Annotated in this window: 12 protein-coding genes; 8 read left to right on the top strand and 4 right to left on the bottom strand. The window is 64.8% G+C overall.

Annotated features, from left to right (window positions below):
* The 3 genes from AOQ71_RS44435 to AOQ71_RS39225 form a co-directional block, all read right to left on the bottom strand.
* A partial coding sequence (locus tag AOQ71_RS44435) for a branched-chain amino acid ABC transporter ATP-binding protein/permease (protein WP_245317381.1) occupies window positions 1-1,548 on the bottom strand: 1,548 nt, incomplete at its 3' end.
* Window positions 1,545-2,588 carry a branched-chain amino acid ABC transporter permease gene (locus AOQ71_RS39230; RefSeq protein WP_057758669.1) on the bottom strand — a complete coding sequence of 348 codons (1,044 nt, stop codon included), beginning with the start codon at window positions 2,586-2,588 and terminating at the stop codon, window positions 1,545-1,547. The genes AOQ71_RS44435 and AOQ71_RS39230, both read right to left, overlap by 4 nt.
* A gap of 43 nt (window positions 2,589-2,631) precedes the next feature.
* Complete coding sequence (locus tag AOQ71_RS39225; RefSeq protein WP_057758667.1) at window positions 2,632-3,780, bottom strand: ABC transporter substrate-binding protein; 1,149 nt, start codon at window positions 3,778-3,780, stop codon at window positions 2,632-2,634.
* A gap of 634 nt (window positions 3,781-4,414) precedes the next feature.
* Here AOQ71_RS39225 and AOQ71_RS39220 point away from each other — a divergent pair.
* Genes AOQ71_RS39220 through AOQ71_RS39190 form a run of 7 tightly spaced genes read left to right on the top strand, consistent with a single transcriptional unit; the run spans window position 4,415 to window position 11,795 of the window.
* Window positions 4,415-5,197: an aspartate/glutamate racemase family protein gene (locus AOQ71_RS39220; RefSeq protein WP_057758665.1), complete on the top strand. Its 783-nt coding sequence runs from the start codon at window positions 4,415-4,417 to the stop codon at window positions 5,195-5,197.
* A 29-nt stretch (window positions 5,198-5,226) separates the two neighbouring features.
* Complete coding sequence (locus AOQ71_RS39215; protein WP_057758663.1) at window positions 5,227-5,655, top strand: organic hydroperoxide resistance protein; 429 nt, start codon at window positions 5,227-5,229, stop codon at window positions 5,653-5,655.
* A gap of 22 nt (window positions 5,656-5,677) precedes the next feature.
* The gene (locus AOQ71_RS39210; protein ID WP_057758661.1) at window positions 5,678-6,856 is read left to right on the top strand and encodes a thiolase family protein; all 1,179 of its coding nucleotides are present in this window, start codon (window positions 5,678-5,680) and stop codon (window positions 6,854-6,856) included.
* Entirely contained in the window at window positions 6,853-8,094 is a 1,242-nt protein-coding gene (locus AOQ71_RS39205; protein ID WP_083514804.1) for an SDR family NAD(P)-dependent oxidoreductase, read from the top strand. Before AOQ71_RS39210 ends, AOQ71_RS39205 begins: the two co-directional genes overlap by 4 nt.
* Before the next feature lie 34 nt (window positions 8,095-8,128).
* Complete coding sequence (locus AOQ71_RS39200; RefSeq protein WP_057758658.1) at window positions 8,129-8,911, top strand: cyclase family protein; 783 nt, start codon at window positions 8,129-8,131, stop codon at window positions 8,909-8,911.
* Window positions 8,912-8,967: 56 nt separating this feature from the next.
* Window positions 8,968-10,125 carry an ABC transporter substrate-binding protein gene (locus AOQ71_RS39195; protein ID WP_057759094.1) on the top strand — a complete coding sequence of 386 codons (1,158 nt, stop codon included), beginning with the start codon at window positions 8,968-8,970 and terminating at the stop codon, window positions 10,123-10,125.
* A gap of 47 nt (window positions 10,126-10,172) precedes the next feature.
* A complete protein-coding gene (locus AOQ71_RS39190) occupies window positions 10,173-11,795 on the top strand; it encodes an ATP-dependent acyl-CoA ligase (RefSeq protein WP_430648681.1) in 1,623 nt (540 codons plus the stop codon).
* A 12-nt stretch (window positions 11,796-11,807) separates the two neighbouring features.
* Here AOQ71_RS39190 and AOQ71_RS39185 read toward each other — a convergent pair whose 3' ends face one another.
* The gene (locus AOQ71_RS39185) at window positions 11,808-12,314 is read right to left on the bottom strand and encodes a MarR family winged helix-turn-helix transcriptional regulator (RefSeq protein ID WP_057758656.1); all 507 of its coding nucleotides are present in this window, start codon (window positions 12,312-12,314) and stop codon (window positions 11,808-11,810) included.
* A 290-nt stretch (window positions 12,315-12,604) separates the two neighbouring features.
* Between AOQ71_RS39185 and AOQ71_RS39180 the strand changes: the two genes are divergently transcribed.
* Window positions 12,605-14,258 (top strand): oxidoreductase (locus tag AOQ71_RS39180; protein ID WP_245317379.1); only part of this gene is annotated, 1,654 nt, incomplete at its 3' end.

Raw genomic sequence — 14,258 nt, 5'->3', positions numbered from 1 at the left:
GGCCGCCGGCTCGTCCAGCACCAGCAGCGCCGGATCGGCGGCGAGCGCGCGCGCGATCTCGAGGATGCGCTGGTTGCCGAGCGGCAGATTGCCGGCGAACTCGAACGGCTTGTCGCCGAGCCCGACGCGTTCGAGCTGCATCAACGCCTCGTGCCTTGTGCTGGCCTCCTCGCGCCGGTTGAGGCGGAAGGCGCCGGCGAACAGGCCCGTGCTGGTGCGCGCGTAAGTGCCGAGCATCACGTTTTCCAGGAGGCTCATGCGCGGCCGCAGCTTCACATGCTGGAACGTCCGGGCGATTCCACCCTTGGCGATGCGCGATTGCGGATCGCGCGTGATCGGGCGTCCGGCGAAGACGATCTCGCCCTTGTTCACCCTGAGCGCGCCGGTGAGGCAATTGAACATCGTGCTCTTGCCGGCGCCGTTCGGGCCGATGACGGCGAGGATCTCGCCGGAGCGGACTTCGAAGCTGACATTGTTGACCGCGACGAGGCCGCCGAACCGGCGCTCGGCGCCATCGACCTTCAGAAGCAGCTCGCCCGGTGCCGGCTGCGGGCGGCGGGGCAACGGCGGCGCCGGCGCGGGCCGCTCGCGCTTGATCTTCGGCAGATAGCGCGCGACGAACGGCACGATGCCCTGCCGCGCCCATTGCAGGAACAGGATGAACAGCGCGGAGAACGCGACGATCTCGAGCTGGCCGGACGCGCCCTTGGCGATCAGCGGCAGATAGTCCTGCACGCTGTTCTTCAGCAGGGTGACGATCGCCGCACCCACGACGCCGCCGAGCAGACTGCCGGCGCCGCCGACCATCGACATCATCAGATATTCGATGCCCATGCCGGCATCGAACGGGCCCGGGCTGATGAAGCGGCTCATATGCGCATAGAGCCAGCCGGAGAGGGAGGCGAGGAACGCCGCGATCACGAAGGTGACGAGCTTGATCTTGAAGGCGTTGATGCCGAGGCTCTCGACCAGGATATTGCCGCCGCGCAGCGCGCGCATGGCCCGGCCGAGCCGGGAGTCCAGCAGGTTGTAGCCGAGGAAGAGGACCGCTGCGACGATGCCCCAGATCAGGAAATAGATCTGCGCGCTGCTGACGAGCGCGAACGCTCCGATGCTGATCGGCGGGATCGACGAGATGCCGTTGAAGCGGCCGAGCCCCTCGACATTGCCGAACAGGAAGCCGATCGCCAATCCCCAGGCGACGGTCGACAGCGACAGGAAATGTCCCTGCAGCCGAAGAGTGACGACGCCGAGGGCGGTCGCGACACCGCAGGTCAGCACCACGCCGAACACGAGGCCGAGCCAGGGCGAGTACCCGTTCAGGGCCGAGACCCACGCGGTGGCATAGGCCGCGATGCCGACGAAGGCCGCCTGTCCAAACGACACGATGCCGCCGACGCCGGTGAGCAGGGCAAGGCCGATCGCGACCAGCGAATAGATGCCGATATAGTTCATCAGCGTGATGCTGAACGGGCTGAGGACGAGCGGCGCGAGCGCGAGGCACGCCACCGTGGCAATTGCTGCGAGCTGAACGTGAAGGCGCGTCATTCCTCGATCTCCTCCTCGGAATGCAGCGAGGCGAGCGATCGCCAGATCAGGATCGGGATCAGCAGCGAGAACACGATGACATCCTTCAGCGCGCTGCTCTGGAAGGAGGCGAAGCTTTCGAGGATGCCGACTCCAACCGCGCCGATCGCAGCTCCTGGATAGCTGGTCATGCCGCCGACGATGGCGCCGACAAAGGCCTTGAGGCCGATCAGAAAGCCGGAGTCATAGAACACGGTGTTGACGGGTGCGATCAGGATGCCGGAGACGCCGGCCATCAGCGAGCCCAGCAGATAAGCGATGGTGCCGGCGCGCGCGGGGCGGATGCCCATCAGGCGGGAGCCGGTCCGGTTCACGGCGGTGGCGCGCAGTGATTTGCCGACCAGCGTGAAGTCGAAGAAGAGATAGAGCAGGCCGGAGAAGACGAGCGCTGCGATCACGATCAGCATGGTCTGGCCCGAGATCAGCACGCCGGCGAACTCGGTCGAGAACGAGGTCAGCGGCTCGGTCCGGACACCTTCAGGACCGAAGAACAAGAGGCCAAGTCCGACCAGTGCGAAGTGCAGCGCGACCGAGACGGTCAGCAGCAGCAGCACCGTTCCGTCCGCGATGGGCCGGAACACGATCCGGTCCAGCAGCGGAGCGATCGGCGTGATCAGCAGCAAGGCGAGCACGAGTCTGACACCGAGCGGCGGATCGGCGCGCATCGTCAGCCAGGCAATTCCAACCACGGCCAGCGGCAGCGCCAGATAGAAGAACAGGGCGCGCGGAAACAGGCGAAGCTCGCCCGCGCGCAGCAGCGAGATGATCTCGATCAGCGTCGCCAGGCACGCCAGGATGACGACCAGCGCGCCTGTGCCCGGAAAGCGCTTGGCGTCGAGGGCGGCCAGCGTCAGCGCCGTGAAGGCGGCAATGTCGCCGAAGGGAATGAAGATGACCCGTGTCACCGTGAAGATGAGGACGGTTCCGATCGCCACCAGCGCATAGACTGCGCCGGTAGCGATCCCGTCGATCGCAAGAATGGCTGCGATGTCGCTCGTCATTGAGAACGCCGTCCCCTCGTAGTGGTGGCCAGCCGCCGTCGGACTAAGGCGCGTATTTCCAGGCGCCGCCGGTCAGGCGCACCACGACGAGCGAACGTTCGTCGACGCCGGTGACCGAGCCGGGCTTGAAGTTGTAGACGGCATGCACGCCCGGCAGTTCCTTGGTGCTGAGGATCGCGTCCCGCAGCGCCGCGCGGAATTCCACTGTTCCGGGTTTGGCGGTCTTCAGCGCGCGCTCGGCGGCATTGGCGAAGATCAGCCAGGCGTCGAACGAGTAAGCAGAGAAGCCGTCGGTGGTCGGAATGTTATGGACCTTCTGGTAGACGCTGCGGAAATCCAGCGCGATCTTCTTGGCGAAGTGCTCGTCGGGCAGCTGCTCGGCGACGATCACGGGACCTGCGGAAACCTGGATGCCGTCGGCCGCCTTGCCGCCGACATTGACGAAGTCCGGATTGACCAGCGCCACCGTGCCGTAGGTGTTTCCCTTGAAGCCGCGGTCGGCGAGGCTGAGCAGCGGCAGCGCGCCTTGCGTGCCCGAGCCGCCGTCCAGCACGGCATCCGGCCGCGCGGCCAGCACTTTAAGGATCTGCGCGGTCACCGAAGTGTCGGTGCGGGCATAGCGCTCGTTGCTCTGGATCTTGATGTCGCCGGCGGCTTCGGCCGCCTTGGCGCCGTTATAGACGAGATCGCCCCAAGCGTCGGAGAAGCCGATATAGCCGATGTTCTTCATGCCGTCGCGCTTCATGCGATCGGCGACGATCTTGACCAGGAGGGATGCCGGCTGCGGCACCGACACCACCCACTGTTCGGGCGCATCAGGCAGCTTGCCGATCGGCGACACCGCGATCATCGGCACCTTCAATTCGCTCGCCACCGCCGCCATGGCGATGGTCGAAGGCGCCGTCGCCGTCCCAATCAGGAGATCGACCTTCTCCTCTTCCACCAGCTTGCGCGCGTTGCGGGTCGCAGCCGACGGGTCCGAGCCGTCGTCCAGCTGGATCAGACGAATGGTCTCGCCGTTGATGGTTTTCTTGTACTCATAGGCGGCGTTGATGCCGCGCCCGTAGGGGATGCCGATCGACGAGCCGTTGCCGCTGAGTGAGGTGACGAAGCCGATGGTGATGTCGGCCCGCGCAGCCGGGGCGGCAGCGATGCCCGCTGCAAGTGCAAGGAAGCTCAGAGTCTTGCGCATACGCGTTCTCCTCCGTTGATATTGGATAGGAATGCCGTGAAGCCGCCGCGCGGGGACCCCGAACGACGAGCCAACCGATTGAAAGTATTGCTGCAGCGCCAAATACCGGGCGCGTCCGAAGAGAGTTTGCTCGCCCGGCGCTCAGCAGTCATGATGTTGCTTGCCGCGCGAACGTCGAACCCACCGGCGAATGCAGGCGGGCCCTTTCCGGAGCGATGAAAGACCCTCGGTGCGGCCGCGACGCGCGACCGGCGACGCTGCCGCTACAGCCGGCTGTTCGAGCCCGGCGAATGTCCACACGATCGAGTCTCTCAAAATCGGTGCCCTGCAACATCATTGTCACGGCCGCCGGTCCCTGGTCGGCGAGCAATTACTTAAAGCCTAAAGTATCGGCGGTGGCGCCGTCAACACGTGTCACGGGGCTGTCAGAAAAAAATGTTGCTGCATACAATTTCGTCAGTGTGCGGCGTTTCTTGGCGGCCCGGTGAAGCGAAAAAGCCCTGCGGGCCATGCTCCGACGGCGAGCCTCGCAGTCGCCGCCGCGCGCATTTGACGCGCGAATTAGTTTATGATTGAAATATATTCATCGGCAGCCGACGACCGATCCTCCGATCGCCGCTTGAGGAGAAGGACGATGCGCATCTTCTGGCAGAGCTTCGTTGATGCGAGCGTGAACGCGCCCTACATGGCGCGGCTGTCGGAATACCTCAACGGCATCGCTGCACCAGGCACGACGGTTCACGTCGAGGGTATCAGTCCGCCGGACCGCGAGTTCGGCCGGCTCGCGGAATTGCGCTGCGCCGTCCGGGCGATCGACAACGGCATCGCGGCGGAGGAGGGCGGCTTCGATGCCTTCGTCATGGGGCATTTCCAGGATCCCGGCCTCTACGAGCTGCGCTCGGCGCTCGACATTCCGGTGATCGGGACTGGCGAGGCGACGTTGCTGGCGGCCTCGCAGCTCGGCCGGCGTCTCGGTCTTGTGACGCTCGATCCCGTCTTCGAGGTCTGGCACTATGAGCAGGCCGAGCGCTACGGCCTCGGCGATCGCATCGTCCATGTGACCGGCCTCGGCTGCAAGCCGGAGGATTTCGCCGATGCGTTTGCCGGCGATGCTGCAGCACAGGCGCGCATGATCAAGGATTTTGTCGCCTGCGCGCTGCCCCTGGTCGAGCGCGGCGCCGATGTCGTGATCCCGGCCGGCGTGCTGCCGGGCCTTCTGATCGGGAAGGAGCATGGCCTGAAGGTCGGCCACGCGCCGGTGGTCAACTGCGCGGCCGTGGCGCTCAAGAGCGCCGAGATGTGGGTGCAGCTCCGCAAGCTCAACGGCACCGAGCCCAGCCGCGGACCGAGCTTCAAGCGGGCCAGCGCCCAGGCGCGCAGCGACTTCCGCGCGCTGCTGGCCCGTAACAGCCGCTAGTTCTCGAAACCGTTCCTGGAGAACGCATCATGATGACTCCCGAAAAGATCCTGTACGAGACCGAGGTGACGGCGACAGGAGGTCGGGATGGCAAGGCCGCCAGCGTCGACGGTCTGTTGTCGGTGTCACTGTCCGTGCCGAAGTCGCTGGGCGGCCCCGGCGGCGAGGGCACCAATCCCGAGCAGCTTTTTGCCGCCGGCTATGCCGCGTGCTTTCTCGGCGCGGTCAAGCTCGTCGCACGCACCCGGAAGGTGATGCCCTCCGCCGAGCCGTCCGTGACGGCGAAGGTTGCGATGGGGCCGGTGCCGGTCGGATATGCGCTCGCCGTCGAGCTGAAAGTCGATCTGCCCGGCATCGAGAAAGCGGTGGCGCAACAGGTGGTTGCCGGCGCGCATGAGCGCTGCCCCTATTCGAACGCAACCCGCGGCAATATTGCCGTGAAGCTGACGGTGGTCTGAGGCGGATGAACGAGGACGGTCGGTGACCAACACCTTGCGCGCACCGTATGATGGCGTCGTGATCGCCGCGCCCGTCACGATTCCCTATGTGCGCTACTCCATCGAAAGTGCGCAATGGTGGATCGGCCGCGCCCTGAGCGCGCTCGTTGCGCAAGCCGGCATCAAGGCCTCCGACATCGACGGCCTGTGCGTCTCCAGCTTCACCATGGGGACCGACAGCGGTATTGGATTGACGCAGCATTTCGGGCTCTGCGTCCGGTGGCTGGATACGATCCCGCTCGGCGGCGCCAGCTCCATCGCAGGCCTCCGCAAGGCGGCGCGCGCGGTTCAGGCGCGCGACGCCGACATCGTGGCGTGTGTCGCCGGTGACACCAATCACGTCGATTCGTTCAGGCTCACGCTCGAGAACTTCTCGCGCTTCAACCAGGACGCCGTCTATCCCTACGGCGCGGGAGGCGCCAATTCGAGTTTTGCGCTGATCGCACGCAACTACATGCGGACGTTCGGGGTCACGCGTGAGGATGTCGGCAGGATCGCCGTCGCCCAGCGTGCCAACGCCTTGCGCAATCCGCATGCGCTGATGAAGACGCCGCTGACCATGGAGCAATATCTGGCCGCCCGGCCGATCTCCGATCCCATTCATCTGTTCGATTGCGTGATGCCGTGCGCCGGCGCCGAGGCCTTCCTCGTGATGCGCGAGGAGACTGCGGCATCGCTGGGTCTGCCTGCGGCGCGATTGCTGTCGACAATCGAGCGGCACAATGCCTTTGCCGCCGATCCGATGCAGGTGCGCGGCGGCTGGGCGATGGATGTGGACGAACTCTACGCGATGGCCGGCGTGAAGCCTGATGATCTCGATGTCGTGCAGACCTATGACGATTACCCCGTCATCACCATGATGCAGTTCGAGGATCTTGGCTTCTGCAAGAAAGGCGAGGGCGCCGCGTTCGTGCGCCAGCATGATCTCACGATCGACGGCGACTTCCCGCACAACACCTCGGGTGGACAGCTCTCGGTCGGGCAGGCCGGTGCGGCCGGCGCCTATCTCGGTGTCGTCGAAGGGCTGCGGCAGGTTCTCGGCACCGCAGGTCCCACACAGGTCAGGAATGCCAGCATCGCTCTGGCCTCGGGATTCGGTATGATCAACTATGACCGTGGTCTCGCCTCGGGCGCCGCGATTTTTGCAGGGCCTTCGCGATGATAGAGCCGATCAAGCCGCCCCGTCGCAAGAACCCGCTGCTGCGGACGCGGCTGCCTGCCTCGCCTCCGCGACCGCGCAGCAGGACGTCGCACGGGTTCACGCGCGCGGCCGCCGAGGGCCGCTTCATGCTGCAACGCTGCGCCGCTTGCGGCTCTTTTGCCTATCCGGCACGGGAGGCATGTCCGTCCTGTCTTTCGGTTGGCCTTGTCTTCATCGACGCGCCACGCCGGGGCATGCTGCTCGCCGAGACCACGGCCCGCGTGCCGAGCGACGTCTATTTTCGCGAACGGGCGCCGTGGCGGATCGGGCTCGTCAAGATGGATTGCGGTCCGAGCATTGTCGCGCATCTTCATGCCGACTGCGTAGAGGGCGCGGCCGTCCGCATGTCGTTGCAACTCGACAAGAGCGGGCAGGCGGTGGCCTTTGCCCATCCCGAGGGGGAGACTCCGAACATGGCGGACGACAGGCAGTGGCGGGAAATGACAGCCGATCCGAAATTCCGGCGCGTGCTCGTGACCAACGGCCGTAACATGATCGGCCAGGAAGCCGTCGCTGCCTTGAAGGCCGCAGGCGCCAAGACGGTGTTCGTCGGCGTCGCCGAACCGTGGCGGCCCTTTGCCGGCGAGGAGCGGCTGCGCGGTCAGGATGGGATCGAGATCGTGACCCTCGATGCAGCCGACGAAAAATCGGCGGCTGACCTTGCCGCCGACATCGGTGGCAAGGTCGATATCCTCGTCAACACGACGGAATATGTGCGGCCGGGCGGCCTGCTCGACCGCAGGGGCACGAGCATTGCGCGCGACGAGATCGACCAGGCCTATCTCGGCTTCATCAATCTCGCGCAGGCTTTTGGTCCCGCCATGCGGATGCGAGGTGCCGACGGCATCAATAGCAGTAGCGCGTGGGTCAATATTCTCTCGGTCTATGCGCTGGCGAACTGGCCTGCCTTTGGTGCCTATTCGGCCTCGCAGGCGGCGTGCCTGTCGCTCTCGCACTGCCTTCGTGCGGAGCTGAGGCCCGGCGGCGTCAAGGTGATGAATCTATTCACCGGGCCCGTCGACACCGAATGGTTCCAGACTGTCCCGCCGCCGAAGGTGGCGCCGCGCGCGATTGCGCAGGCGATCGTGTCGGGTCTGAAGGGCGGGCTCGAAGAAGTCTATGTCGGAGACGTCGCCGAGGAGATCCGGCAACGTCTCGCAGCCAATCCGAAAGCGCTGGAGCGCGAGCTCGACAGGTAAGAAGCGGATTTCAACCAAGCTGGAGGACGTCACAATGCAAAGCAAGAATCTCCTGGAGCTGGCGAGTGCGATTTCCTCGGGCGCGGTGCGAGTCGTCGATCTGACCTTTACGCTCAGTCCGGATTTTCCGGTCATCGTGCTGCCGCCCGAGTTCGGGCAGGCCGCGCCGGTCCGCATCCAGGAAATCTCGCGATATGACGGCCGCGGTCCGGCCTGGTACTGGAACAACGTTACCTTCGGCGAGCACACCGGCACGCATTTCGACGCGCCGATCCACTGGTTCACCGGCAAGGATCTGCCCAACAATGCCGTCGACACCATGCCGCCGAAGGACATGATCGCCCCGGCTTGCGTCATCGACTGCTCGGCGCAGGCCGCGCGGGATGCGGACTTCGTCCTGACTGTCCCTGATGTCGAGGCATGGGAGACGAAGCATGGACGGATCCCTCCTCGTCACTGGGTTCTGTTGCGCACCGACTGGTCGAAGAAGGGTTGGCGCGATTACGCAAACCTCAGGGATGACGGTGCACATACGCCGGGCCCGAATCCCGCTGTGATGAAGTGGCTTGTGGAGGAGCGCGGCGTCATCGGGTTTGGCACCGAGACCATCGGTACCGATGCGGGGCAGGCCGGGCATTTCGATCCGCCTTATCCGGCGCATCACTTCCTGCACGGAGCGGGGCGTTACGGCCTGCAATGTCTCTGCAACCTCGATCAGTTGCCGCCCACCGGCGCCGTCATCGTGGCTTCGCCACTGAAGATCCAGAACGGCTCCGGCAGTCCGCTTCGCGTCATCGCGCTGGTTGCGTCGACCTGAGCCCCGTCATGGCGCTTGCCGATCAGAACAAAAAACACTTACGAAAGACAGGTGCCATGAACTTGATCAGGAGCTTGCTCGCCTCCGCTGCATTGCTGCTTGCCGTCCCACAAGCAGCGCAGGCCGACATCCTCGTCGGGTTCGTCACCGGCCTCAGTGGGCCGGTGTCGTCGATTGGAATTCCCAACGCGAAGGGGATTGCGGCGGGCCAAGCCTATCTCGGCGAGATCGGCGGCGAGAAGGTCCGGGTCATCCAGCTCGATGATGGCTCCGATCCGACCGCGTCGGCGCGCAATGCGCGCAAGCTGGTCGAGCAGGAGAAAGTCGATGTCCTGATCGGCACGTCCGGCGCCCCCCAGACGCTGGCGATGGCGACGGCGGCGATCGAGATGAAGGTTCCGATGATCGCTGTATCGCCGATCGCGCCGGTGCCGCCTGGCGATGGCGGCCCATGGGTCGTCCAGACGCCGCAGCCGACGCCGCTGCTGGTGCAAGGGATCGTTGACAATATGAAGGCGAAAGGTCTGAAGACCGTTGCCTTCATAGGGTTCACCGATGCGTTCGGCGACCTCATGTACAACTCGCTCGAGCAAAGTGCGAAGACGGCCGACATCAAGATCATTGCCAATGAGCGCTATGCGCGTTCGGATTCTTCGGTCACAGCGCAGGTGCTGCGCGTCGTCGCCTCGCATCCCGATGCGATCATGCTGGGCGGAACGGGAACGCCGGGTGCATTGCCGGTGATCGCGCTGTCCGAGCGCGGCTACAAGGGGCCGCTCTATGGCAATCACGGCATGATCAGCGCCGACTTCCTGCGCCTCGCCGGCAAGGCGGCCAACGGCATCATCTGCCCGACCGGACCGGTGACCGCGGCGGAGCAGCTTCCCCCCAGCAATCCGATCCAGAAGGTGGCGCTGGATTTCCGCGCGGCCTTCGAAAAGGCGAACGGCGAGGCGCCGACGGATTCGTTTTCGTCCTATTCCTTCGATGGCTGGCTGGTGCTCGCCGATGCCGCCAAGCGTGCGATGGCATCAGGTGCCAAGCCCGGCTCGCCGGAATTCCGTGTCGCGCTTCGCCATGCGCTGTTTGCCACAAAGGAGGTCGTGGGGACGCAGGGCGTTTACACCTATACGCCGGCGGATCGGCATGGCGTCGACGACCGTTCGCGCATCATGGTCCAGATCGAGGACGGTAAATACAAGCTGTTACCGTGAGCGAGGTAGATGTGATCGAGAGCAGCGTGCATGCGCAGGGCGGCGGCGTGGTGGGGGACGGCAGCCGCAGGCCGGCCTGGGCGCGCGCAGTCGAGATGTTTCCACCATCGGACCGGATTCTTTCCACCGTCCTCACGCGGCAGGCCGAACGCTATGGCGATCGCGTCCTGCTCGTCGCGGGCGAGACGCGCTGGACCTTTGCGCAGACCGCGGCGATCGCGGCTGCGTCGGCGCAGGCGCTCGTCGATGCCGGCATCAAGCCGGGCGATCGCGTCGCGTTGATGTGCTCGAACTGTCCGGAGTTCTTGCAGATCTATCTCGGCTGTGCCTGGCTCGGCGCCATCGCGGTCCCGATCAACACCGCGCTGCGCGGCTTCCAGCTCTCCCACATCTTCCGCAACTCGCGTCCCGCGCTTCTTGCCGTTGAGGCGCAGCTCGCCGGTGCGATCGAGAGTGTGGAGGCCGGTGTCGAGCTGCCGCCCCGAACCTGGATCATCGGAGCTGCCGGGGAGGCGTTCGATGCCAGGCTTTCGGCGGTGTCCCTGCCGCCTCTCGGAGCTTCCGCTCCGGCACGTGACGTGCGTCCCGGCGACACCGTTGCAATCCTTTACACGTCAGGCACCACGGGGCCGGCGAAGGGGGTGTGCTGCCCGCAGGCGCAGCTGTTCTGGTGGGGTATCTACTCGGCGCGGGCGCTCGGCATCTGCGATGGCGATGTGCTGTTCACGACATTGCCCTTGTTCCACACCAACGCGCTGAACGCGTTCTATCAGGCGCTGCTGAACGGCTGCACCTATGTTCTGGAGCCGAAATTCTCCGCCTCCGGCTTCTGGGCCGCGGCGCGACGGCACAATGCAACGGTCGGCTATCTGCTCGGCGCGATGGCATCGATGCTCCTGGCGCAGCCGGCGACGACGGACGACAAGACGCATCGCCTTCGCGTTGCGCTCGGCGGCGGCGTGCCGCCGCAGATCCATGCTCCGTTCCATGAGCGGTTTGGTGTCCCGCTGGTAGACGGCTACGGGTCGACCGAGACCAATTTCGTGTTCGCGGGTACGATCCCGTCTGGTCGTCCGGGGACGATGGGCTATCTGGCCGACGGCTTTGAAGCGCGGATCGTCGACGAGAATGATTCAGCGCTTCCCGATGGCGAGGCCGGTGAGCTCGTGCTGCGCGCCAGTGAGCCATTTGCTTTTGCCGCTGGCTATTTCGGCATGCCGGAGAAGACGGTCGAGGCCTGGCGCAATCTGTGGTTCCACTCCGGCGATCGGGTGGTTCGGGATGCTGACGGGCACTATCGCTTCATCGATCGCATGAAGGATTCGATCCGCAGACGTGGTGAGAACGTGTCTTCATGGGAGGTCGAGCAGACCATCCAGTCCCATCCCGCGGTCGCCGCCTGCGCGATCTACCCATTGCCGTCGGAATTGGGCGAGGACGAGGTTGCGGCTGCGATCCTGCCGGAAGCTGGCCAATCGCTCGAGCCCGTCGACATTGTCAGGCACTGCGAAGGCCAGATCGCTTATTTCGCCATCCCGCGCTATGTGCGAATTCTGAGCCGGATGCCGCTGACGGAAAACGGCAAGATCAAGAAGGGCGTGCTGCGCGATGAGGGCGTCACCGCGGACACATGGGATCGCGAGGCGGCCGGCGTGACGTTGCGGCGCTGAGCGTCGGTCTCTTCACGGTTTCTGCAGCGCGTCCCTGACGGCGCTCTTGAGTTCGTCGAGCTCGCCGATCAGTCCGTCGAACCGGTCCGCCGGAAAATTCGCCAGCAGCTCGGCAAGCCAGGCGCCGTGGCTCTTGGCCATTCGCCGGAAGTTCTTGCGGCCTTCGACCGTCATGCAGACGATCTGCACGCGGCGGTCGAGGTTCGACGGCGTGCGGGTGATGTATCCGTCCGCGACCAGGCGGTCCACGATCGGCGTCAGGTTCCCGGCCGAGACCATCAGGCGCTTGGGCAGCTCTCCCAGCACAAGCCCGCTCGGCTCGCGGTCGAGCTGAGCGAGGACATCGAAGCGAGGCATGGTGAAATCGAACTCTTCGCGAAACCGGCGCCGCAGTTCGCCCTCGATCAGGGTCGTGCAGGCGAGCAGCCGGAGCCAGACTCGGGTTTGAGCTCTGTACTCGGCTTCCTGATCCGCCCCATTCTTGGCCGAAACAGGCGTGGGCTCCTTCGCGAGTGCCAATCGAATCTCCCGGGCTTGATGGACTTTCGAAAGCTGGCGCAGCTCTCGCGGACCTGAGGCAAGATAGTTCGTGCCAAAAGTAAATTCAAGGCGGAGCCCGAGGTCCTCGGATTCGGCGCCGGCTTGTCTCCAATTTATTCCGGTTTCAAGATCGATGCTGGGGCTCTGCGCCGCCGTCCAGCGGCATTGCAGAACCGCCTTGACAATGCCTGAGCCAACGAAATACTTTAGGCTTAAAATAATTTGAGTGAGAGCTCGACATCAGGCGCGACGCGCGAAAGCGAGGGATCATGCGCATAGTCTGTATCGGCGGCGGCCCGGCCGGCCTCTATCTGGGCCTGCTGATGAAGCGTCGGCATCCTGAGCATGTCATCACGGTGGTCGAGCGCAACAAGCCCTACGATACGTTCGGCTGGGGGGTCGTGTTCTCCGACGCCATGATGTCGGCGATGCGCGTTGCCGATCCCGAGAGCGCCGCCGAGATCGAGGACGCCTTCAACCATTGGGACGACATCGAGCTGGTCTTCAAGGGGACACGCCAGCGCACCAGTGGCCATGGCTTCATCGGCATCGGCCGCAAGCACCTGCTCAACATTCTGCAGCGGCGCTGCGAGGCGCTGGGTGTCGAGCTCGTGTTCGAGCGCGAGGTCGAGTCCGACCTCGAATTTCCAGACGCCGATTTGATCGTCGCCTGCGACGGCGTCAATTCCAGGATTCGTGCCCGCTATGCCGAGCAGTTCCAGCCAGACATGGTGATCCGGCCGAATCGTTACATCTGGCTCGGCACCAAGAAAGCGTTCGACGCCTTCACGTTCGACTTTCAGAAGACCGAGCACGGCTGGTTCCAGGCGCACATCTACAAGTTCGATGCGGAGACCTCGACCTTCATCGTCGAGACCACGGAGGAAGCCTACCACGCGCATGGGCTGGGCGATCTGGATCAGCAGGCGTCGATCGACTTCTGCGAAAAGATCTTCGCAGAGACGCTGGATGGCGCGAAGCTATTGACCAACGCCCGCCATCTGCGCGGCTCGGCCTGGCTCAATTTCAGCCGCCTGATCTGCGGCAAATGGAGCGTCTTCAACGGCAAGTCGCATGTCGTGCTGATGGGGGATGCCGCGCACACCGCGCATTTCGCCATCGGCTCGGGCACCAAGCTCGCGCTCGACGACGCCATCGAGCTTGCCAATCAATTCGACCGCCATGGTCACGGCCGCGAGGGCATCCCGACTGTTTTGGAGGCCTATGAAGAGGTGCGCCGTGTCGACGTCGCGCGCATCCAGAACGCGGCGCGCAACGCCATGGAATGGTTCGAGGTGGTCGGCCGGCGCTACGCCGACACGCTCGAGCCGCCGCAATTCTTCTATTCGATGCTGACGCGCTCGCAACGCATCAGCCACGAGAATCTTCGCCTGCGCGACCGCACCTGGCTGGAAGGTTTTGAGCGCTGGTTCGCCGCGCGCGCAGGGATCTCCGTGAGGGACGGCGAGCGGGTGCCGCCGCCGATGCTGACGCCGCACCGCGTGCGCGGACTTTCGCTGGCGAACCGCATCATGGTTTCGCCGATGGCGATGTATTCGGCGCAGGACGGGCTCATCAATGACTTCCACATCGCCCATCTTGGCGCGCGCGCCATGGGCGGCGCCGGGCTGGTCTTCGCCGAGATGACCTGCGTCTCGCCCGACGCGCGGATCACGCCGGGCTGCCTCGGACTCTGGAACGATGCGCAAGCTGAACAATGGCGGCGGCTGGTCGAGCTCGTCCATAGTGTCGGACATGCCAAGGTCGGAATTCAGCTCGGCCATGCCGGGCGCAAGGGCGCGACCCGTGTGCCTTGGGAGGGGATCGATCAGCCGCTTGAATCAGGCGAATGGCCGCTGATCTCCGCGTCGGCCCTGCCGTACCTGCCCCACAGCCAGTTGCCGCGGGAAATGAACCGCCGCG

Origin of the sequence: Bradyrhizobium manausense (assembly GCF_001440035.1) — a bacterium.
In the GTDB taxonomy this organism is placed as follows: Bacteria; Pseudomonadota; Alphaproteobacteria; order Rhizobiales; family Xanthobacteraceae; genus Bradyrhizobium; species Bradyrhizobium manausense.
Note: the sequence above shows the minus strand (reverse complement) of the source record. Positions and strands in the feature narration are given on the sequence as shown.

What these genes read in the sequence shown, in the direction of transcription:
- AOQ71_RS39230 (WP_057758669.1), bottom strand. Translation starts at nt 2,588, where the DNA reads ATGACGAGCGACATCGCAGCCATTCTTGCGATCGACGGGATCGCTACC.
- AOQ71_RS39225 (WP_057758667.1), bottom strand. Translation starts at nt 3,780, where the DNA reads ATGCGCAAGACTCTGAGCTTCCTTGCACTTGCAGCGGGCATCGCTGCC.
- AOQ71_RS39220 (WP_057758665.1), top strand. Translation starts at nt 4,415, where the DNA reads ATGCGCATCTTCTGGCAGAGCTTCGTTGATGCGAGCGTGAACGCGCCC.
- AOQ71_RS39215 (WP_057758663.1), top strand. Translation starts at nt 5,227, where the DNA reads ATGATGACTCCCGAAAAGATCCTGTACGAGACCGAGGTGACGGCGACA.
- AOQ71_RS39205 (WP_083514804.1), top strand. Translation starts at nt 6,853, where the DNA reads ATGATAGAGCCGATCAAGCCGCCCCGTCGCAAGAACCCGCTGCTGCGG.
- AOQ71_RS39200 (WP_057758658.1), top strand. Translation starts at nt 8,129, where the DNA reads ATGCAAAGCAAGAATCTCCTGGAGCTGGCGAGTGCGATTTCCTCGGGC.
- AOQ71_RS39195 (WP_057759094.1), top strand. Translation starts at nt 8,968, where the DNA reads ATGAACTTGATCAGGAGCTTGCTCGCCTCCGCTGCATTGCTGCTTGCC.